The 20,625-nt window shown below is 64.9% G+C and carries 17 protein-coding genes; 8 read left to right on the forward strand and 9 right to left on the reverse strand.

Annotated elements, in window-relative coordinates:
• Nucleotides 1–53: 53 nt before the first annotated feature.
• The 4 genes from mdlC to CFE35_RS00265 are packed head-to-tail and all read left to right on the forward strand — an operon-like array spanning nt 54 to nt 4,303.
• Nucleotides 54–1,613 (forward strand): benzoylformate decarboxylase, encoded by a 1,560-nt coding sequence (mdlC, locus tag CFE35_RS00250; RefSeq protein ID WP_292926743.1) that lies wholly within the window; start codon nt 54–56, stop codon nt 1,611–1,613.
• Nucleotides 1,610–2,953, forward strand: a complete 1,344-nt coding sequence (locus CFE35_RS00255; RefSeq protein WP_292926745.1) for an aromatic ring-hydroxylating dioxygenase subunit alpha — start codon at nt 1,610–1,612, stop codon at nt 2,951–2,953. Before mdlC ends, CFE35_RS00255 begins: the two co-directional genes overlap by 4 nt.
• Nucleotides 2,950–3,450, forward strand: a complete 501-nt coding sequence (locus CFE35_RS00260; RefSeq protein ID WP_292926747.1) for an aromatic-ring-hydroxylating dioxygenase subunit beta — start codon at nt 2,950–2,952, stop codon at nt 3,448–3,450. The genes CFE35_RS00255 and CFE35_RS00260 overlap by 4 nt, the downstream gene beginning before the upstream one ends.
• Before the next feature lie 40 nt (nt 3,451–3,490).
• Nucleotides 3,491–4,303, forward strand: coding sequence for a class III extradiol ring-cleavage dioxygenase (locus CFE35_RS00265; RefSeq protein WP_292926749.1), 813 nt, complete (start codon nt 3,491–3,493; stop codon nt 4,301–4,303).
• Between the two features lie 152 nt (nt 4,304–4,455).
• On the opposite strand, the gene CFE35_RS00270 is transcribed toward CFE35_RS00265, so the two are convergent.
• The 5 genes from CFE35_RS00270 to CFE35_RS00290 all read right to left on the reverse strand — a co-directional run bounded on the left by CFE35_RS00270 (nt 4,456) and on the right by CFE35_RS00290 (nt 11,370).
• Nucleotides 4,456–6,543, reverse strand: coding sequence for a PQQ-dependent dehydrogenase, methanol/ethanol family (locus tag CFE35_RS00270; protein ID WP_292926751.1), 2,088 nt, complete (start codon nt 6,541–6,543; stop codon nt 4,456–4,458).
• A 192-nt stretch (nt 6,544–6,735) separates the two neighbouring features.
• Nucleotides 6,736–7,341 (reverse strand): TetR/AcrR family transcriptional regulator, encoded by a 606-nt coding sequence (locus tag CFE35_RS00275; RefSeq protein ID WP_292926753.1) that lies wholly within the window; start codon nt 7,339–7,341, stop codon nt 6,736–6,738.
• Nucleotides 7,342–7,346: 5 nt separating this feature from the next.
• Complete coding sequence (locus CFE35_RS00280) at nt 7,347–8,597, reverse strand: thiolase family protein (RefSeq protein WP_292926755.1); 1,251 nt, start codon at nt 8,595–8,597, stop codon at nt 7,347–7,349.
• Nucleotides 8,594–10,129, reverse strand: coding sequence for an AMP-binding protein (locus tag CFE35_RS00285; RefSeq protein ID WP_292926757.1), 1,536 nt, complete (start codon nt 10,127–10,129; stop codon nt 8,594–8,596). Before CFE35_RS00285 ends, CFE35_RS00280 begins: the two co-directional genes overlap by 4 nt.
• Complete coding sequence (locus tag CFE35_RS00290; RefSeq protein WP_292926759.1) at nt 10,126–11,370, reverse strand: cytochrome P450; 1,245 nt, start codon at nt 11,368–11,370, stop codon at nt 10,126–10,128. Before CFE35_RS00290 ends, CFE35_RS00285 begins: the two co-directional genes overlap by 4 nt.
• A 143-nt stretch (nt 11,371–11,513) precedes the next feature.
• Between CFE35_RS00290 and CFE35_RS00295 the strand changes: the two genes are divergently transcribed.
• Both CFE35_RS00295 and CFE35_RS00300 read left to right on the forward strand, forming a co-directional pair.
• Nucleotides 11,514–11,831, forward strand: coding sequence for an EthD family reductase (locus CFE35_RS00295; RefSeq protein ID WP_292926761.1), 318 nt, complete (start codon nt 11,514–11,516; stop codon nt 11,829–11,831).
• 13 nt (nt 11,832–11,844) lie between these two features.
• The gene (locus CFE35_RS00300; protein WP_292926763.1) at nt 11,845–12,585 is read left to right on the forward strand and encodes an SDR family oxidoreductase; all 741 of its coding nucleotides are present in this window, start codon (nt 11,845–11,847) and stop codon (nt 12,583–12,585) included.
• Between the two features lie 134 nt (nt 12,586–12,719).
• On the opposite strand, the gene CFE35_RS00305 is transcribed toward CFE35_RS00300, so the two are convergent.
• From CFE35_RS00305 to CFE35_RS00315, 3 genes are all read right to left on the reverse strand, one after another.
• Nucleotides 12,720–14,282, reverse strand: a complete 1,563-nt coding sequence (locus CFE35_RS00305; protein WP_292926765.1) for a fatty acyl-CoA synthetase — start codon at nt 14,280–14,282, stop codon at nt 12,720–12,722.
• 91 nt (nt 14,283–14,373) lie between these two features.
• Complete coding sequence (locus CFE35_RS00310) at nt 14,374–16,782, reverse strand: TonB-dependent receptor (protein ID WP_292926767.1); 2,409 nt, start codon at nt 16,780–16,782, stop codon at nt 14,374–14,376.
• A gap of 57 nt (nt 16,783–16,839) precedes the next feature.
• Complete coding sequence (locus CFE35_RS00315) at nt 16,840–17,766, reverse strand: alpha/beta hydrolase (protein ID WP_292926769.1); 927 nt, start codon at nt 17,764–17,766, stop codon at nt 16,840–16,842.
• A gap of 57 nt (nt 17,767–17,823) precedes the next feature.
• Here CFE35_RS00315 and CFE35_RS00320 point away from each other — a divergent pair, with 57 nt between their 5' ends.
• Both CFE35_RS00320 and CFE35_RS00325 read left to right on the forward strand, forming a co-directional pair.
• Nucleotides 17,824–18,021 carry a hypothetical protein gene (locus CFE35_RS00320; RefSeq protein ID WP_292926771.1) on the forward strand — a complete coding sequence of 66 codons (198 nt, stop codon included), beginning with the start codon at nt 17,824–17,826 and terminating at the stop codon, nt 18,019–18,021.
• A gap of 26 nt (nt 18,022–18,047) precedes the next feature.
• A complete protein-coding gene (locus CFE35_RS00325) occupies nt 18,048–19,094 on the forward strand; it encodes an AraC family transcriptional regulator (RefSeq protein WP_292926773.1) in 1,047 nt (348 codons plus the stop codon).
• 21 nt (nt 19,095–19,115) lie between these two features.
• On the opposite strand, the gene CFE35_RS00330 is transcribed toward CFE35_RS00325, so the two are convergent.
• Complete coding sequence (locus CFE35_RS00330; RefSeq protein ID WP_292926775.1) at nt 19,116–20,624, reverse strand: NAD(P)/FAD-dependent oxidoreductase; 1,509 nt, start codon at nt 20,622–20,624, stop codon at nt 19,116–19,118.
• Between the last annotated feature and the right edge of the window lies 1 nt (nt 20,625).

Raw genomic sequence — 20,625 nt, forward strand, 5'->3', positions numbered from 1 at the left:
TGCAATGCCGAACGGTTCATTTTCAGTCCAAAGCACACATCCGGGGAAGAGCCATGCCAACCGTCCGCGCCGTTACCATCGATCTGCTGCGCGAGCTGGGGATGACCACGGTGTTCGGCAATCCCGGTTCCACCGAACTGCCGATGTTCCGGGATTTTCCCAAGGATTTCCGCTATGTGATGGGCCTGCAGGAAAGCGTCGTGCTGGGCATGGCCGATGGCTATGCGCAAGGCACCGGGCGCGCGGCCATCGTCAACCTGCACAGCTCGGCGGGTGTGGGCCATGCGCTGGGCAACCTGTTCACCGCCTTCAAGAACCAGACCCCGCTGGTGGTGACCGCCGGGCAGCAGGCGCGCTCGATCCTGCCCTATGAGCCGTTCCTGTTTGCCGAGCGCGCGGCGGAGTTTCCACGCCCGTTCGTCAAATGGTCGTGCGAACCGGCGCGGGCAGAAGATGTGCCCGCCGCGATCCACCGCGCGTGGCTGGTGGCGATGGAGCCGCCGTGCGGGCCGACCTTCGTTTCGATCCCCATCGACGATTGGGACCGGGACTGCGAACCTTTCGCGCCGCGCACGGTCCATGCCGGGCGCGCGGCGGATGCTGGCGCGCTGGCCGCCTGTGCGCGCGCGTTGGCGCAGGCGCAGCGGCCTGCCATCGTGGTGGGGGCAGGGGCCGCGCGCGATGATGCGTGGGACGAGGTAATTGCACTGGCAGAGCGGCATCAGGCCGCCGTGTGGGTCGCGCCGATGTCGGCCAGGTGCAGCTTCCCCGAAGATCATCCGCTGTTTGCGGGCTTCCTCACTGCCGGGCGCGAGGCGATTGTCAGCGCGCTTTCGTGCCATGATTTCGTGCTCGCGCTGGGCGGCCCGATGAGCCTCTACCATGTCGAGGGACACGGGCCCCATGTGCCGGACGGCTGCGACGTCTGGCTGATTGGCGACAACCATGTCCACGCCGCATGGGCGCCTGCGGGCACCGCCATCGTGGCAGGGTGCAAGGCGGCAGCGGCAGCGCTTCTGGCGCAGGCGGGCAGCCCGCCGCGCACCGCGCCCGCGCCGCGCAGTGCCGCACCGGTGCCCACTACCGGCGATGCGATGACCGACGCCTATGTCTTGAGCCGCCTCGCCGCGCTGCGCGCGCCCGAGAGCGTGATCGTGGAGGAAGCGCCTTCCAGCCGCGGACCGATGCACGATCATCTGCCGATCCTGCGCAAGAACACGTTCTACACCACGGCCAGCGGCGGACTGGGCCACGGTCTGCCCGCAGCGATTGGCCTGGCGATGGCGCGCCCGCATGACAAGGTGATCGCCCTTATTGGCGATGGCTCCGCGATGTATGCGATCCAGGGCCTCCACGCGGCGGCGCAGCACGGGTTGGCGGTCAGCTTCGTGATCCTGAAGAACAACCGCTACGAAGCGCTGCATCACTTCGGCCGCATTTTCGGGATGCAGGAACTGGTCGGCACGACATTTCCCGAACTGGATTTCTGCAAGCTGGCCGAAGGACACGGGGTTGCCGCGCGCCGCGCCGCCGATGCCCAGTCGCTCGATGAAGCGCTGGCATGGTCGCTGGCCGCAACCGGCCCCACGTTGGTCGAGGCGGTGGTGGCATGACCCTCAGGCTATCCGATCTGATCGACGACCGCCCGGACGAGGGCGTGTTTCGCGTGAGCCGCGCGATCTTCACCGATCCTGCCGTGTTCGAGGCGGAAATGCGCACGCTGTTCGAAGGCGGGTGGATATTCCTCGGCCTCGAAAGCCAGGCACCGGGGCCGCACGACTATTTCACCACCTTTGCCGGGCGCGTACCAGTGCTGGTGCAGCGTGACGATGCGGGCACCTTGCGCGCGTTCCTCAATTCCTGCCCGCACAAGGGCGCACGGATCGCGCAGCTGCGGCAGGGCACCGCGCGGCTGCACGTGTGCCCCTATCACAGCTGGACCTTCGACAGCGCGGGCCGCAACAAGGCGGTGAAGTGGAAGGCCGCGGGCTGCTATTCCGCGGCGTTCGACCGCGACGATCACGGCCTTGCGCCGCTGCCGCATTTTGCCAACCACCGCGGCTTCCTGTTCGGCAGCCTTGCCGCCGACGTGCCGCCGCTGGCCGACTATCTGGGGGAGGCGGCCAAGCTGCTCGATCTGGTGGCCGATCAAAGCAATGACGGGCTGGAACTCGTGCCGGGGCAGGTGACCTTCACGTTCGAGGCGAACTGGAAGCTCCAGCTGGAAAACTGTTCCGACGCTTATCACTTCACCTCCGCGCACCCTTCCTACATCCGCGTGCTGGAACGGCGGCAGCAGGAGATGAGCGACAGCGTGGTCGCCTCGGTGTGGGAAAACAGTGATTACTGGAAGGAAGACACCAAGGGCGTGGGCGGTGGCAGCTTCAGCTTTGCCAATGGCCACGTGCTCAATTGGGGCGTGTTCGGCGTGACGGCTGCGATCCCGCTCTATGAACGCGCGGGCGAGCTGGCCGAGCGCCACGGCGAGGGCAAGCGCGATTGGATGTTCAACATGCGCAACCTCACGATCTTTCCCAACCTGCAAGTCGCGGAAAACGCATCGAGCCAGCTGCGTGTGATCCGGCCGATTTCGCCCGGCCTCACGGAAATGCGCACCTGGTGCATCGCGCCCAAGGGCGAAAGCGCTGCCGCGCGCCGCCAGCGCATCCGCCAGTACGAGGATTTCTTCAACCCCACCGGCATGGCGACGCCCGACGACACCATTTCCTATGAGAATTGCCAGATCGGCTATGCCGCGATGGCCGAGCCGTGGCTGCAAGGCTATGCGCGCGGCATGACCGCGAGCGCGGCGGGCGGCAACCGCTTTGCTGACCGCATCGACCTCTATCCCGAACGCAGCGTGCTCGCGGATTCGCAGCTCTGCGACGAGACGCTCTATCACAGCTACTACCGCGCATGGGCACAGCGCATGGCAGGAGCGTTCGCAGCATGAGCGCGGCCCTCACGATCCGCGAGGCGGAAGAGCTGCTCTACCGCGAGGCGCTGCTGATCGACAGCAGCCGCTTTGGCGAATGGCTGGAGTTGTTTACCCCCGATGCCGAATTCTGGATGCCGGCGTGGCGCGACGAGACCACGCCGACGCAGGACCCGGAATGCGAGCTATCGTTGATCTACTACAAGGGCCGCCGCAATCTGGAGGACCGGGTTATGCGGCTGACCTCGGGCCTCTCCACCGCCTCATCGCCCCCGCCGCGCGCGGTGCATCAGGTGACCAACGTGCTGGTGACCCGCGCAGAGGGCGATGACGGCGAGGTCTCTGCCGCGTTCACCTGCCACCGCTTCGATGTGCGGATGGACCGCACGCACTGTTTCTTCGGGCGCTATGAATATCGGCTCGTGCGGGAAGGCGGAACGTGGCAGATCGCGCGCAAGAAGATCCTCCTGCTTAACGATACCGTGCCCACGGTGCTGGATATTACCGCGATCTAGAGCCACAACGTCTGACGCCCCGCACAGGAAGGCACCCGCCATGTCCCAGCCGATGCCCACCTATTTCATTTCACACGGCGGCGGCCCCTGGCCGTGGATTCCGGCGATGCGGCAGATTTTTGCGAATCTCGAACGTTCGCTGACAGACATGGTCGCGGCGTTTCCGGAGCGGCCCAAGGCGATTCTGATGGTATCGGGCCATTGGGAGACGGATTACGTGCGGATCATGTCCGGCGCAAGGCCGGGCATGGTCTATGATTACAGCGGATTTCCGCCAGAGACATACAAGGTCGTCTATCCGGCCCCCGGTGCTCCCGCGATTGCCGAGCGGGCCGCAGCGCTGCTGGCCAGAGCCGGAATTGCCGCCAGCCTTGATGCCGCACAGGGCTTCGACCATGGCACGTTTGCGCCCATGGCTGTGATGTATCCGGCCGCCGACATGCCCTTGCTCCAGCTTTCGATCCTGCGCTCGTTCGATCCGGCGGCGCACATCGCCATCGGCCGCGCGCTGGCACCGCTGCGCGCGGACGGCGTTGCGATCATTGGTTCAGGGCTGAGTTTCCACAACCTGCGGCTGTTCGGACCGGCGGCCATGCAGCCCTCGAACGCGTTTGATGCGTGGCTGGCCGAGGCGCTGGCCCTGCCGCCTGCCGCGCGCGAGGCGGCGCTGCTGAATTGGGAGCAGGCCCCCTTCGCGCGGGTCTGCCATGCGCGCGAGGATCACCTTGTGCCGCTGTTCGTGGCGCTCGGCGCGGCGGGCGCGGATGCGGCCAGCCGGATCTATCACGACGTCAATCTGATGGGCGGCGTTACCGCATCGAGCTATCGGTTTTCAGCGGACGCAACGGGCTGACGCAGATGCGTGGCGCGGGACTTCGATGATCCTGCGCAAAGCTGCAGCCGCCGTTTGGCAGGCATTCAAAGCCCAGCTGCCCATGGCCGCCTTCCCGGATCTGCTGATTTGAAATCTCCCGCCAGCGATGCCGGCGGGAGATTTTCAATGACTCAGCGCGCGGCGAGAGCCTTGTCTTCGTTGGCGCGCTTGATCAGGTACATGCGGATGGCTTCGGCGTCCGCAGGCTTCAGTGCGGCTTTGAACGAGACCATGCCCATTTCGTGGAGCTGGCCACCGATGACGATGGACTTCAGCGCCTCGGCCGAGCCGATCACGCCCGAATGGCGCAAGTCGGGGTTGAGGCTGCCCGAAATCGCCGCGTCGCCGTGGCACATGGCGCAGTAGCGGCCATAGAGCTGCCCGCCCTTGGTCGCCTGCGCGGCCGTGCCGGTGAACGGTGGGGGATCGAGCACCATCTGGTTCATCGGCGGCGGCGCGGGCAGCTGGCCGTTCGCGCCGAGCTTGAACACCAGCAGGCGGCTGATGTTGCGGCCGGCACCGCCCTTGTTGGCCAGCACGCCGGTGGCGACATCCCACACGCCGCCCCAGCCGACGAGGATGGCGACATACTGCTCACCGCCAATCGCATAGGTCATCGGCGCGGCGATGATGCCGCTCTGTGCCGGGAACGACCACAGCTTCTCGCCCTTGTCTGCGGTATAGGCGACGAAATCGCCGCCTGATGTGCCCTGGAACACGAGATTGCCTGCGGTCGAGAGCACGCCGCCGTTCGAAGGTCCGGTCAGGTTGACACGCCACGCGGCTTTCTTGTTCACCACGTCCCACGCCACCAGCTGCCCGGTGGTCGCGGCCTTGGCGCCGTCCTGCACCTTGAGATCGGCGGGCATCGACACAGCATAGCCATCAAGCCCGATCGACCACCCGAACGTGCCCGGCTTCCAGTCCTTTGCAGCGGCATAAGGATAGGCGGCAAGGTTGGTCGGGATGTAAAGCAGGCCGGTCTTCGGGCTATAGCTTTGCGGCTGCCAGCTGTGCGCGCCCACCGCGCCGGGGAGGCTGATGAAGGGCTTGCCGGTCTTTTCATAGCGCGCATCGGGGTTGATGTTCGGTCGGCCAGTCTCGGGGTCGAGGCCCGTTGCCCAGTTGACCGGCACCCACGGCGTGCCCGAGATGAACTTGCCGGTCTTCACGTCCAGCACATAGACATGCCCGTTCTTGGGGGCATGCATCGCGACATGGCGCTTCTCGCCGCCGATCGTCACGTCGGCGATGGTGATCTGCTGATCGGAATCGAAGTCCCAGCGGTCTTCCGGGGTTTCCTGATAATGCCAGGCATATTGGCCGGTATCGGCGTTCACTGCCACGATCGAAGACGTGTAGAGGCTGTCACCCGCGCGGCCATTGGCGGCCGGGTTCCACGGCTCGGCGTTGCCGGTGCCGAAGAGGACAAGGTTGGTTTCAGGGTCATAAGTGATCGAATCCCATACGGTGCCACCACCGCCGAGTTCCCACCACTTGTTGCCCCAGGTCTTGGCTGCGGCTTCGTGTGCGGCCTTGTTGAGGCCTTCCTTGCCGAAGCCCTGCGCCGGATTGCCGGGCACGGTGTTGAAGCGCCAGACTTCCTTGCCGGTCTCGGTATCATAGGCAGCGATATAGCCGCGCGCCTTGTATTCAGAGCCCGCCGCGCCGATCAGCACGCGGCCCTTCACGATGCGCGGCGCGCCGGTGATCGTGTAGTTGGTTTGATCGGGCACCGTCACCTTCGACCAGATCACGTTGCCCGTCTTCTGGTCGAGCGCGACGAGCCGCCCATCGAGCGCGGCCACGAACACCTTGTCGCCATAGAGCGCAACGCCGCGGTTCACCGAATCGCAGCAGGCGCGGTAGAGCGTATCGCGAGGCACTTTGGGATCATAGGCCCACAGCGGCTTGCCGGTCTTCGCGTCGTATGCCTTCACCATCGACCACGCGGTGGTGACGTAGAGCACGCCGTCATGCACCAGCGGCGTGGCTTCCTGCCCGCGCGCGGTGTCCATGTCGGCAAACCAAGCCAGGCCAAGCTGGTTGACGTTGTACTCGTTCACCATCGTGAGCGGCGAGAAGCGCTGTTCGGCGTAGTCGCCGCCATAGGTCAGCCACTCAGCGCCGGGCACCGCGCGCAGCATCGCATCGGTGACAGTGGCCATGGCACCGGGCGCCGCGATGGCACCCACGGCCAGCGCCAGACTGGAAGCCAAGCCAAGCTTTCGCATAAAGGAAATGCGCATACCTCTACCCCTCTTATCGCGGCCCGGCATTGTCCGGGGCCCTCTTAATCGGCTATTTAAACCGCCACGGCTGATTGCACCATATGCTGCGCATCAGTGCGATGATCCTTTTGGCCATTTTCTGGCTTTTTCCGACTTTTTCCGAGTCCCTCAGGGGCAGCATCACGCCCGCGGTTGCCGCAACATGCCGATGAAGGCCGCGGCGATGTCGCGGGGGGTGTAGCGGCCCTTGCGGTACCACGTCTGCGACCAGTTCAGGCTGCCGAACAGAGAGACCTTGAACAGCCAACGATCAGTCCCCGGTTCCAGCGGCAGCGCGGCGATCAGCTTTTCGAAATGGCGCTCGTAACGGTCGCGTTCGGCGTTCAGAACCGGCAACATCTCTGGCGGGAACGAGCGGACGAATTCCGGATTGACGATTCGCGCATAGTCGCCGCCATCGAGCAGGATGGAAAGGTGCGCCGCGCAGGCCGCCTCGATCGCCTGCCAGGGTTCGGCCACGGTGCGGCCCAGCGCTTCGTCGATCGCGGCCTCGAACCGTGCGACGCCCTTGCGGTAGACGGCGAGCAGCAGCTCTTCCTTGGACTTGAAGTGGTAGTAGAGCGATCCGGGCAGCATCCCCACTGCGCCGGCAATGTCGCGGATCGATGTGCCGTCGAAGCCTTTGGCCGCAAACATCGCGGCGGCGGCATCGAGCAGCGCCTCGCGCCGGTTTTCCCCCCGGCTTTCATTCCCGCGTGCCTCTGGCTTGGGGGCAGTCGCAGCCATGCCGATCAATCCTTCTGCAGGATCATGACGGAACAGGCCGCTTCATCAAAGCCCATGACGCCGCCGCCGTTTTCGGCCAATGCAATGCGCGCGCCGCTGACTTGCCGGGGGCCAGCCTCGCCGCGCAGTTGCAGCATCAGCTCGTCGATCATCGAAAGACCGGTCGCGCCCACGGGATGCCCCTTGCTGACAAGGCCGCCCGAAAGGTTGATCGGGATCGAGCCGCCCAGCGCAGTAGCGCCGCTTTCCGCCAGCCTGCCGCCTTCGCCGATGCCGCAGAAGCCGAGCATTTCGGACTGGTAGATCTCGCAGAACGAGGTCGCATCGTGCACTTCGGCAAGGTCGATGTCGGCGGGAGTCAGGCCCGCAGCCTTGTAGGCCTTCTGCGCGGCGAGCTGCGAAAGGCCCGGCTCGTCCAGCCTGCGATACTTGCCCGCGGTCATCGTGCTGGCGGCGATGCGCACCGCGCGCGCGCGGACGGCGGCGGGCTGGCGCGCCAGCCATGCGCCCGAGCAGACCAGCGCGGCGGCCGCGCCATCGCCAATCGGGGCGCACATCGCGCGGGTGAGGGGCCAGCTGACCGGGCGGTCGGCCAGCACGTCCTCGGGGGTCAGGGCAAAGCGGTATTGCGCCTTTGGATTGTGCGCCGATGCCGTGTGGTTCTTGGCGCAGGCGATGGCGATCTGGCGCTGGGTGGTGCCGTGGGTGCGCATGTGCCACGCGGCCTGCATGGCATAAGTGTCCATGAAGATGGTGCGGCCGGGGCCGGGTTCGAACGGCTTGCCGGATGCCTCACCGGCTGCGGCATAATAGGCGAGCCACTCTTCCGGATCATACTGGTCGATCCCGCCATCGAACAGCGCCTTGGTGCGTTCCGGGCTGGCGGGGTTGAAGGTCTTTTCCACGCCGAAGGCAATGCTCAGGTCGGTCTGGCCGCTCAGCACATCCTTCCACGCGCCGTGCAGCGCGATGGAGGCGGTGGCGCAGCCGCCTTCGACATTGATCACCGGCACGCGCTGCGGAAACAGCCCCTCGCGCACCAGCGGCGTTAGGCAGACTTGCCCGCGAATGCTGCCCTGCCCATCGGTCCACATCCCGCAATTGCCGAACCAGACCATGCCGATATCGTTGCCGTTCGCCAGCCCCGCATCGGCGAGCACGCCGAGATAGACTTCGCGCGTCAGGTCCTTGTGACTGCGATCCGCAAACTTTCCAAAGGCGCTCGAATAGCTGCCGACGATGTAGGCGTCCGTCATTTCGCTTCATCCCACCACGGCGCGCGCAGCTCGCGCTTGAGCACTTTGCCGAGCGCATTGCGCGGGAATTCCGCGCGGAATTCAAGGCCCGCCAGCCGCTGCGTCTTGGCGAGGTTGGCGTTGGCCCATTCGAGCAGCGCCGCCGCATCCGGCTGCCCCCGCGGGATCACCAGCGCGAGCGGGGTTTCGCCCCATTTGGGGTGCGGGATGCCGATCACGGTCACATCCTGCACGTCCGGATGCTGGCCGATCACGGCCTCAAGGTCGGCGGGGAAAATGTTGAACCCGCCCGAGAGGATCATGTCCTTCTTGCGGTCTACGATATGGAGGAAGCCTTCCTCGTCGATCATGCCGAGATCGCCGCTGCGCAAGTAGGCCGTGCCCGCCGCGTCGTGCCACTGGATCGCCGCGTCGAGGTCGGGCCGGCCATGATAGCCCGCCATCATGCCAAGGCCGCGCCCGGCAATTTCGCCCACTTCGCCGCGCGGTGCCTCGCGGTTGTCATGGCCGACAATGCGCATGTCGAAGCCGATGACCGGGCGGCCGACAGCGCTGAGCCGTTTGGGGTTGTCGCCCGGTTTGCGCATCGTCGCGAAACCTTCGCTGAAGCCGTAGAGCTCATAGACGTTCGGCGTCATCCGGGCGATCACGGCCTCGCGCGTATCGGGCCGCAGCGAGGAACCGGCGGAAAGCAGCGCCTTGAGGCTGGAAAGATCGTGCTGGCCGAGCGCCGGATCGTCGAGTGTCACGATGCACTGCGTGGGCACCATGAAGGCATGGGTCACGCGGTGTTTCTCGATCAGCGCCAGCGCGCCGGCCGGTTTGAACTGCTCCATGATGATAACGGTGGCCCCCAGCAGTAGCGGCGGGAGCACCATGAACATCGTGCCATTCGAATAGAGCGCGGTGGTGACGAGCGTCACGCTCTCGCGCGTCATGCCGAGTTCGAGCGCGTTGGACCACGCAAAGTGCGTGCGCGCGCCGTGGCTTTGGACGATGCCCTTGGGCAGGCCGGTTGTGCCCGAACTGTAGATGATGTTGAAGCGGTCTTCGGGCTGCGTGCGCACCCCGGGGTCGGCTTCGGGCGCTGCGGCCAGCAACGCGTCGCCATCCACCCAGCCTTCGCCTGTAAAGCCAATGGCGATCCGCCGCGTGTTCTCCGGCAACCCGGCGCTTTCGACCAGCGTGCGATTGCCAGCCGAGACGAATACAGTCCTTGCATCGCTGTCCGCCATCATCGTGGCGATCTGCGCACCAGTGAGGAGGCCGCTGATCGGCACCATGCAGGCGCCCGCGCGAACGATGCCGAACATCACCTGCAGCATCTCGAGCGAGTTGGTCATCACCAGCGCGACCGGCTCGTCGTGCTTCACGCCCATGCCTATCAGTGCATTGGCGACGCGGCAGGTGCCCCGGTCGAACTCGCCCCAGCTCAGTTGACGGCTCCCGCAGATGGCCGCGATCCTTTCGGGCGCAAAGCGGGCGTGCGCCGCCCAGATGCTGGCCATGCCGAAGGCGGGGGCCTCGATCATCGCACCGCCTCTCCCGTCACCATCGGCATTTCGCGCACGCCGCGCATGGTGAGGGTGTCCATGTATTCCACACTGTCAGTAGCCATCGCGGCATCGGGAAAGCGCGCCAGAAAGCGGCTGATCGCGATCCGCGCCTCGGCCCGCGCCAGCGGTGCGCCAAGGCAGAAGTGGATGCCGTGGTTGAAGGTCAGGTGCCGGTTGGGGACACGACCGATATCGAACCGCGCCGCGTTTTCGAACACGGCGGGATCATGGTTGGCCGCATTGACCATGGCATAGACCCGGTCACCCTTTTCCAGCCGCTTGCCGCGCATTTCGAACGGCTCCTTGACCACGCGCACCACTGCGCCGGTCGGTCCTTCGTAGCGCAGCATTTCTTCGACTGCGCTGGCAGCGAGCGTTGGATCGGCGAGGAGCTTGGCTTTCTGGTCCGGGTTTTCCAGCAGCATGCGGATGCCGTTGCCGATCAGGTTGGTGGTCGTCTCGTGCCCGGCAAACAGGAACAGGATGCACGATCCGATCAGCTCGTCCTCGGTGATCTGCCCCGATTGCTGCAGCATGACGAAGTGCGAGATCACATCGCCGCGCGGATGGGCAAGACGGTACTGCGCCGCCGCGCGGAAATAGTCCGCCATCGCCACGATCCCGGCGCGCCCGGTTTCGTACTTGTCGCCTGTGCTGGTGGCGTTGCCGAGGAACGGCTGCAACTGCATCGACCAGTCGCGCAAGGCCTCCATGTCCTCGCGTGGGATCCCGAGAAGGTCCATGATCACGCTGGCGGGGAGGGGATTGGCAAACTCGCTGATGCATTCGAACCGGCCATCGCCGCGCGCCGCGATCTTGTCGAGCAAGCCATCTGCCAGTTCGGTGATCCCGCCTTCCAGATCGCGCATCACGGCAGGCGTGACGACCTTGTTGAGCAACGTGCGCAGGCGGGTGTGATCGGGCGGATCCTTGAACACGACCCAGGTGTTCAAGTAGCGGATCAGATCATTCAGCCGCGCGCGTTCTTCGCCCTTCTGGCTCTCGAAAAACGGGGTCAGCCGGTCCGAGGTGATCCCGCTGTTCATCTGCACCGATTTCACGTCGTCATGCCGGGTCAGCACCCAGCCTTTGAGCAGCGGCGACCAGTGCACCGGATCTTCGGCCTGCAAGCGCAGCAAGGTCTCCAGCGGGCGCTGGATGACATCGGGATCGCGCGGATCGAAGACGAGAGCAGCGGCGGGTTCAGCGGGGGGCATGACGATAAAAAGGCTCCGGACAAGCCGTTTGGCTATCATCGCGCTCTTGCCATAGCAAACACTTGTTTGGTAGCCTGCTGGCGAAGGCGCAAGGGGGGGCGGCAAGGCCGTCCGTCACAGGCATGCGCCATGGGAGAATAGAGATGCTCAAGCTCGTTGCCGTGTGGTCTGCGCCCAAGGCCGAAGACCGTGATGCCTTCGAAACCGCCTATGCCAATGTCCACGCCCCGCTGGCGCGCGCGCTGCCCAATCTCACCAGCCTCGAGACCATCCTCGTGGCCGAAGGGCTCGAAGGTGCAGAAGCGGGAGCATACCGCTTCGCGATCATGACCTGGGCCGACAAGGCCGCGATGGAGCGCGACGAGCAGACCCCGGAATGGCTCGCGCTGCGGGCCGATGCCGGCGGGATGATCGAGCGCTTCGGGGTGATGCTCGTGTCCTCCATCGGCCACGTCGGCTAAGGGGGCAGGGCACATGGCCATTCTCGTCACCGGCGGCACCAAGGGTATCGGTCTTGCGATCGCCAAGCGCTTTGCCAAGCCGGATACTGATGTGTTCCTGAACTTCCGCGCTGATCAGGCCTCGGCCGACAGCGCCAAGGCCGAAATCGAGGCGCTCGGCGCGCGCTGCCATCTGATCCAGGGTGATGTGAGCACGCCGGAAGGTGCACAGGCTGTCGTGGCAGAGGTTGCGGCGCAGACGGACCAGCTGGATCAACTCGTCCACTGCGCGGTGAAGGTGCTGCCCGAACCCCTGCTGACCATCGATCCGGTGGCCTTCACTGAAGCGATCAATCTCAACGGCACCGCGCTCGTCTATCTTGTGCAGCCCGCTGTGAAGCTGTTCCGCCGTGGCAGCACGGTGTTCTTCCTTTCCAGCCGGGGCAGCCGCTCCGTGATCCCGAACTATGCGGCGGTCGGCGCGGGCAAGTCGCTCGCGGAAAGCCTGATCCGCTATCTGGCGCGCGAGTTGGCACCGCTCGGCGTGCGGGCCAACTGCGTCGCCCCCAGCGCAGTCGATACCGAGGCGCTGCGGCAGGTTTACGGCGAACAGACCGAGGAAATCCTGCGCGCCGCCGCCGCCGCCAGCCCCAGCGGGCGCAACGTGACGCATGACGATTATTGCAGCCTGATCGAATACCTCGCCAGCCCATCGGCGGCGATGATTCAGGGGCAGGTGGTGTTCGTGACGGGCGGGGAATACCTCGCGGCGTAACGCCTTTCGATCGGTGCCGCGTCACCCCCGTGCGTGACGCAGGGTTCGGCTGTTCTTCCTGCGCGGCGTCGAAAATGAAAAGCCAAGGCCCGGATCAAGTCCGGGCCGACGAACCCGAGGGATGGGCTCGGCGGCTAAAGCAGCGAAAGCCTGAGTTCGCGTTTGAGGATCTTGCCGCTCGCGTTGCGCGGCAGGTTCTGCGCAAACACCACTTTCTTGGGACCCTTGAAGGCTGAAAGATGCTGCGCGCAGTGCGCCAGCACGCCTGCCTCATCCAGCGCATGGCCATCGCGCAGCACGATCACGGCGGTGACAGCCTCGATCCATTTCGGGTCCGGCATCCCGATCACCGCCACTTCGCTGATGGCCGGGTGCTGATACAGCACTTCCTCCACCTCGCGCGAGGCGACGTTTTCGCCGCCGGTCTTGATCATGTCCTTCTTGCGGTCGACCACGGTGATGTAGCCAGCTTCGTCCGCCACGCCGAGATCGCCGCTGTGGAACCAGCCCCCCGCAAAGGCCTCTGCCGTGCGTTCGGGATCGTTCCAGTATCCGGATAGCAATTGCGGCGAGCGGTGGACGATTTCACCGATCTCGCCGGTTGCCACCGGGTTCATCGCATCATCGACGATCCGCGTTTCGACATGCAGCGTCGGCCGCCCGGCTGAACCCAGCCGTGCGGCGTGTTCTTCGGGAAACAGGATCGTCGCGACGGGGGCAATCTCGGTCTGGCCGTAGAGGTTCCAGAGCCTGAGCCTCGGAATCCGCGCGTTCATTTCGCGCAGCACTTCGACCGGCATGATCGAAGCACCGTAATAGCCCTTTTCCAGCGCCGAGAGATCGCAACTGTCCATCAAGGGCGAGCGCAGGAGCGAGATCCACACCGTCGGCGGCGCGAAGAACGAATTGATCTTATGCTGCGCCAGAAGGTGCAGCACGTTGTCCGCAGCAGGCGATCCGGTGATCACGTTCGTCGCGCCGACATGCAGCGCCGGGCCGATCATGCAATCGAGCTGCGCGCAGTGGAACAGCGGCATGGCGTGGAGCGCGATAGTGCCGGGGGTCCACTCGCAATCGATGATGCAGCTCTGGTATTCCCACAGCACGGCATTGTGCGAAAGCATGGCGCCCTTGGGCCGCGATTCCGTGCCGCTGGTATAGACGATCTGGAGCAAGTCCTCGCCGCCGCGCGTCTGCGGGGCAATCGGTTCGTCCGAAACGAGCTCGGTCCATGCAGGCAGGCCCGCCGGCGGCGGCGCGAGTTCGCCGGGAATGCCGAAGACATGCTCGACCGCATCGCTGCGCGCGGCAAGGCCGACCTCGGCTGTGGTTGCATCGACAAACAGCACCCGCGCGCCCGAGTGATCGAGGATATAGCGCACGTCTTCTGCGTTGAGCATGAAGTTGATTGGCACGAGCACGGCATCGGCCCGCGCGATGGCAAAGCGCAGCGCGATGAAGGCATGGCTGTTGCGCGCAAGGATCGCGATGCGCTCGCCCGGCGCGATGCCCAATCCGCGCAGGCCCGCAGCCAGCCGCTCCACCTCGCGGTGAAAGCCCGCATAGCTCCACGTCACGTCCCCGCAGATGATCGCGGTCTTCTCCCCATGCCGCTCCGCCACGCGGGTGAGCATGGCGGAAAGCGATTGGGCGCGGGCCCGCGCGATGACCGAATCTGGATGATTGTGCGCAGGCATGGGAACCCTTTGAACTGGTTGGTGATTGGGTGCGATACACAGCAAAAAGGGAGCAGCGCCGCAGGCACTGCTCCCCCCTTGAAGCCGGTGCTTACTTCAGGCGCACCTTGAGCGACACGCCATAGGTGCCCGGCATGCCGGTCGCCTGCGTGATGATGTTGTTGTAGGAAATCTTGTTCTGCACGTTGAAGGTGTTGAACACGTTCTTGCCCCATGCCGACATCGTGATGCGGTCACCCGGGAAGGTGTAGCCGATGCGGGCATCGACCAGCGCATAGCCGTCGATCCGGAACGCGGTGCGGTCCAGCCAGCGGTTCACGCCGTTGTCGGGGATCTTGAGCTGGCTGCCCGCGATGTAGGCATCCTGATAGGTGCGGTAGTTCACGCCCGCACCCACGAAGACTTCGCCGCCCGCGCTGGTCGGCACGCGGTAGTCGATATCTCCGACAAGCGACCACGACGGCGCGAAGGGCAGGCGGCTGCCCGCGAAGTCCTTCTGCACGCCGAACACGGTGATGCCCGAATATTCGTCGACCTTGGTCTTGAGGAAGCTCGCCGATCCCGACAGCGTCAGCCCGGCCGTCGGCCGCACCGTCAGTTCGCCTTCGACGCCGAAGATGTGCGACTTGGGCACGTTGTCGAGCCGCTGCAGCAGGCCGAACAGCGCGGTGTTGACCGTGCCCTGGATCTGCTTGTCGCGGTAATCCTGATAGAACACTGCGCCCGCGAACGAGACGGCGTTGTTCAGCAGGCGGGTTTTCACGCCCGCTTCATACGACGTGACCGATTCCTGCTTGGCCGGCTTGAACACTTCCTGCGTTGCGCCGGTGATCACCGGGAACGCGCCTGCCTTGTAGCCGCGCGAGATGTTGGCATAGAGCAGGGTGGTGCTGGAGGCCTTGAAATCGAGGCCCGCACGCCAAGAAACATTGTCTTCCTTGAGGGTGATGTTGATCGGATCACCCGGCAGGTTCTGCGCGTTGAGCGAGATGCAGGTGCCCGGGCCAACGGGGATGTCCTTGCCGCCCAGGATATTGCCGAGCAAGCGGAACAGTGCCGAAAGCTGCTGGTCGCCGGTCGTATCCGAACCGCACATGCGGTTCTTGTTCTTCGAGCTGGTGTAGCGGATCCCGGCCTTGAACGTGAGCTGGTCGGTGAAGTCGTATTCGCCGTTCGCGAAGGCCGCGATGTTGTCCATCCGGCCACGGTTCTGGACGTTGGATTCGTGAATGAAGTTGGTACCGGCGTTGCTCAGCGAGTTGGCACCATACGTGATGATCTGAAGCTCGTTGACCTTGCTGTGGTTGTAGTTTGCACCGACCGTCCAGCGGAAGCGAGCACCGGGGGCCGAAGCGTTTGATACGCGCAGTTCCTGGTTGAAGTCGCTGATCGTGCCATCGCCGCGCGGGTTGTCGACCAGTTCGTACTGCGAGCCGTCAAGGTCGAACGCCATGTTCTGCTTGAGGTGGTTGTAGGTGGTGATCGAGGTCAGCGCGACATCGTCGGTGATGTTGTAGTCCCCGCGCAGGAAGGCCTGGAAGATCTTGCGGTTGCCGCGCGGACGGGCCGATTCCGTGTCCGACTGGGTGCCGACGCCGCGGCGGCCTGAATTGGACCAGTTGGCCGCACGCAGATTGCGCGGGGCGAGCGGCGCGTTGAGTTCTTCGGGCGTCGGGGCGGCGGGGTTCGATGGCAGCGAGGCAATGATCTGCAGCGCCTGCGGGTCAGAGCGGTCGACCGAGCCATTGAGGTTCAGCTCGAACTTGAGGTTGTCGGAGGCCTGCCAATCGGTGATCAGGCGCGCGGCGATGTAGTTCTGCTCGCCGTTCGTGTCTGCCCGCGTGAAGTTGTACTGCCAGTCATCGCGGTGCATCGCATCGACGGCGAGGCGCACGCCGACCGTTTCGCTGACCGGTCCGCTAACGAACATCGAGCCGTGCACTTCGTTGAAGCGGCCGTAATCGAGGTTGAAGCCGGCCTGCAGTTCCTTCGTCGGCTTGGCCGCAACGAAGTTGATCGCGCCGCCGGTCGAGTTCTGGCCGAACAGGGTGCCCTGCGGACCCTTGAGCACTTCGACGCGTTCCAAATCATACATCGAGTGGTTGGCGAGAACCGGGAACGGCATCGGGGCCTGATCGAGCGACAGGCTGACTGCCGGGTAGACGCCGAGCGAGTCCGAGTTGAAACCAATGCCGCGCAGCGTGAACACCGGCGTGCCGTGGGTCGAGGGGGCGAGGGTCAGGTTGGGAACCGCCTTGGCCAGTTCATCGAGCCGCACGATACCGCGCTTGTCGAGCAGCGAGGTGTCGAACGCCACGACGCTGGCACCGACCTTGCTGATGCTTTCACTGCGCTTGTTGGCGGTGACGATGATTTCGCCGACCGGGGCTTCCTCTGCGGCAGCCGCTTCGGCGGCCGGAGCAGCGAAAGCCGGGTGTGCGATGCCTGCCAGACCGATGGCGGTGGATGCGACCAATACGGTGCGCCTGATCTTGCTCATTTTCCCTCTCCTTTGGGTTGTCGTTTTATAGTTTTGGTTGGCGGCTGGCGGGGATCGTCAGCCGTTCACCAGATCTGCGAAATCGGCGATGGCGCGCCGCAGGATGCGGTCTGCCGTGGGGAAGGCGGCGCGCATTGTGGCAAGGCCGTGGATCAGCCCCTTCGCCTCGGTGAAATGGACTTCCATGCCTGCCTGCGCCATGCGCGCGGCCATGGCCCGGCCCTGATCGCGCAGCGGATCGAGCCCGGCGGTGAGGATCACCGTGGGGGGCAGATCCGTTGCCAGCGGGTGCAGCAGCGGCGATGCTGCCGCGCCGCCTGCCATGCCGTCGCTGGGGAGGTAGTCCGCCGCGAAGCGCGCCAGCAGCTTGGCATCGAGAATGAAGCCTTCGCCGAATGCCTTGTACGAGCCGTGGTCGGGCGCGGTGCAATCGAGCCAGGGGTAGATCAGCAGCTGTGCCTTGACCGCCGCGGAGCCGAGCACCGTAGCCACGTGCAGCGCCAGATTGCCGCCCGCGCTGTCGCCCGCCGGGGCCAGAGCGGTGACGGGCGTTTCCAGTTCGGTGGGGCTGCCCAGCACGAACCGGGCGGCGGCGATGCAGTCGTCATGCCCGGCGGGGAAGGGGTGCTCAGGCCCCATCCGGTAATCGACCGCGACCACGCGCAGCCCGGTGATCGCGGCAATCGTGGTGCAGACCGGATGGTGCGTTTCCAGATCGCCGATCACCCAGCCGCCGCCGTGCATGTAGAGCACGACCGGCCCAGCCGCCGCTTCGCCCGGAAAATAGGCACGCAGCGTGCAGGTGGGGCCCGCGATGTCTTTCCAGCGCACGCCAGCTTCGGGCTGCACATCGAACAGCGCACCCATCTGCAAGTAAACCGCGCGCATGTCGGCGGCAGAGAGATCGGCAAGGTGCGGGCCGCCCTGCTCGGCAATTCCCGCCAGCACGGCTGCCGTTTCCGGCAAGACGAACGGTTCTTCCATCAATGTGCTCCTGCCTTCTGCAAACACGCACTGGCATCGATGCCGGACTGCCGCAGCATGGCCAAGCCGGGACCGCGCGGTCCGATCTGGCGCAAACTTGCAGCAAATATCTGCAAAAAAACAGAAAATTCAGTCATCATAGCCATGTATCGGGAAAACTATGCGAAGTGGCCGCCCTGCGCCATGACGCTGCGCGCCAAGTTATTGACGGATGTGGCCAGCGCCCGCTACCTTGCCTTCATAACGGCAGAATAAAAAGTACCAGGAGGAGAGGGTGGGGCATGGACTCCAATGCACTCTACGCGACATTGCCGGATCTGAGCGCGCGGATCATGCGCAGCGCCCTGGTGAGCGAAACCAGGGTCGATTGGGATGATTTCTGTCGCACCAGCCATGTCCGGCCGGTGCGGTTTGATGGATATGCCGGTCAGCTGCTCGCGCAGGAAGAAATGCAGCTGCAGAAGTCGTTTGCGGCTTGCACCGCCGATGCCCGCACGATCTGGTTCGACGTCGGCCTGCGCTACCGGGCGATCAAGTACGGCGAACTCGGCCTTGCGATGATGACCGCGCGGACGCTGGGTGAGGCACTCCAGATCGCCTGCCGCTGCCAGTCGCTGACCTATTCGCTGATCAACTACCGCTATGCGGCCGCCCCTAATGGTTCGTGCGCGCTGATCGGCACGAGCGGCAAGCTTTCGGAATCGCTGCACGATTTCACGCACTACCGCGATCTTGGCGCGATCCGCACCTTGATTGCGGATGTCATGGGCGGCGAGCTGCCGCTTGAACGCGTGACGCTCACCACCCCGCCGCCGCCGGATTGGGAACGCCAGCAGCGGTATTTCCCGTGCCCGGTGCAGTTCAACGCCGAACAGACGCAGTGGCTGTTCAAGCCGGGTGCGGCCAATCTGCCGCTGCCGATGGCCGATAGCGACCTCGTCACGCTCTACAGTTCGCGCTGCGACAGCATGCTGCGCCGCGCGCAGACCGACGGCACGATCAAGGGCCGATTGGCCGCGCGCCTCAGCCGCAGCGACAGCGAGTTTCCCACCGCCGGGGAAGCCGCGCGGATGCTGGCGCTGTCCGAACGCACACTGCACCGCCGCCTTGCGGAAGAAGGCACGCGCTTTTCGGCGATGATCGATGAAGCGCGCTACAGCCGGGCGCGCGAACTGCTGATGGATGGGCACATGGCGATCGAGCAGATCGCGGTCGCGGTCGGGTTTGCCGAACCGTCGAGCTTTTCGCGCGCGTTCAAGCGCTGGTCGGGCATGGGCGCGCTGGAATATCGGCGGCAGACCCAGGGCAGGGACACGCGCCCCGCCTGAAGTCTGCCGCGCGTTATCGCCTCAGCTATAGGCGAACTCGTCGCCATCCAGATTGATCGCGGGAATGTCGACCGCCTCGCGCCAGTAGTCTTGCGTGTGGCGCCATTCGGGCTGTTCGCCCAGCCGCTTGGGCAGCTTGTCCATGTCGCGCACGAGGTAGCTGGGATTGAAGTTGTCGTCCTCGATCCACGGCATGAGCGGCTCGCCCGAAAGCGCAGGCGGGATCACGATGTTGACTTCGGACGCGCCCTTTTCGTCCATGTGGCGCAGCATGCGGCACACGAAATCGCCCAGGAGATCGACCCGCAGCGTCCATGCCGCACGGAAATAGCCGAATACCCACACCATGTTGGGCACGCCTTCGAACATCATGCCGCGGTAGGTCGCCTTTTCCGACCAGTCGACCGGCTTGCCGTCCACTTCGAAGGCAATGCCGCCCATCATCAGCAGATTGAAGCCGGTGGCCGCCATCACGATGTCGGCCTTCAGTTCGTCGCCCGAGCCGAGCTTGATGCCATCGGCAGTGAAGTGGTCGATGGTGTCGGTGATCGCCGTCACCTTGCCATCCCGGATGCGCTCGAACATGTCGCCATCGGGGATGAATGCCAGCCGCTGCTGCCACGGACGGTAGCGCGGGGTGAAGTGCGGTTCGAACTGGAAGTCCGGCCCGGCATACTGGCGGATCAGTTCCTTCAGTTCCTCGAACACCATGTCCGGCTCTTCGCGCGCACGGCGATCGAGCATCTTGAGGTTGTGGAGATAGTCGAGGCGCACGCAGCGGTGCACGGTATCTTCGTCCACGCCGATTTCGCGCAGCCGGTCCGCCAGATCGCTGCGGTTGGGATAGCAGTAGAAATAGGTCGGCGAACGCTGAAGCATCGTCACGTGCTTGGCCTTGTCGGCCAGCACCGGGATCACGGTTGCGGCGGTCGCGCCCGAACCGATGACGACGACTTCCTTGCCGGTATAGTCGACGCTGTCATCCCACTTCTGCGCGTGGATGAGCTGGCCCTTGTAGTCGGACATGCCCGCCCAATCGGGCAGGTAGGGATTGTGGTGATCGTAGTAGCCCTGGCACATCCACAGGAACGTGGCGCGGTAGGTTGGGCCTGCGCTGCCATCGGCCCGCTTCGTCTCCACCGTCCAGCGCTTGTCGGCGGTGGACCAAGAGCAGCGCGTGATCAGGGTGCCGAAGCGGATCGACTTGTCGAGATCGTTCTCGGCCAGCACGTCGCGCAGGTACTTGCGGATTTCCTCGGCGGTCGCGATCGGCGGGCCGACCCACGGCTTGAAGCGGTAGCCGAAGGTGTAGAGATCGGAGTCGGAGCGCACGCCGGGATACTTGTGCGTGTCCCACGTCCCGCCGATGTTCTCCTTGGCTTCAAGGATGGCGAACGTCTTGTCGGGGTTCTGGGTCTTGAGGTGATAGGCGCTGCCAATGCCGGAAATCCCGGCCCCCACGATCAGGACATCGAAATCCTGCGTTGCGGCGCCCTCATCCTGCTGCGGCTTTTCCATTACTTCGGTCACA

Source organism: Novosphingobium sp. PASSN1 (assembly GCF_002278815.1).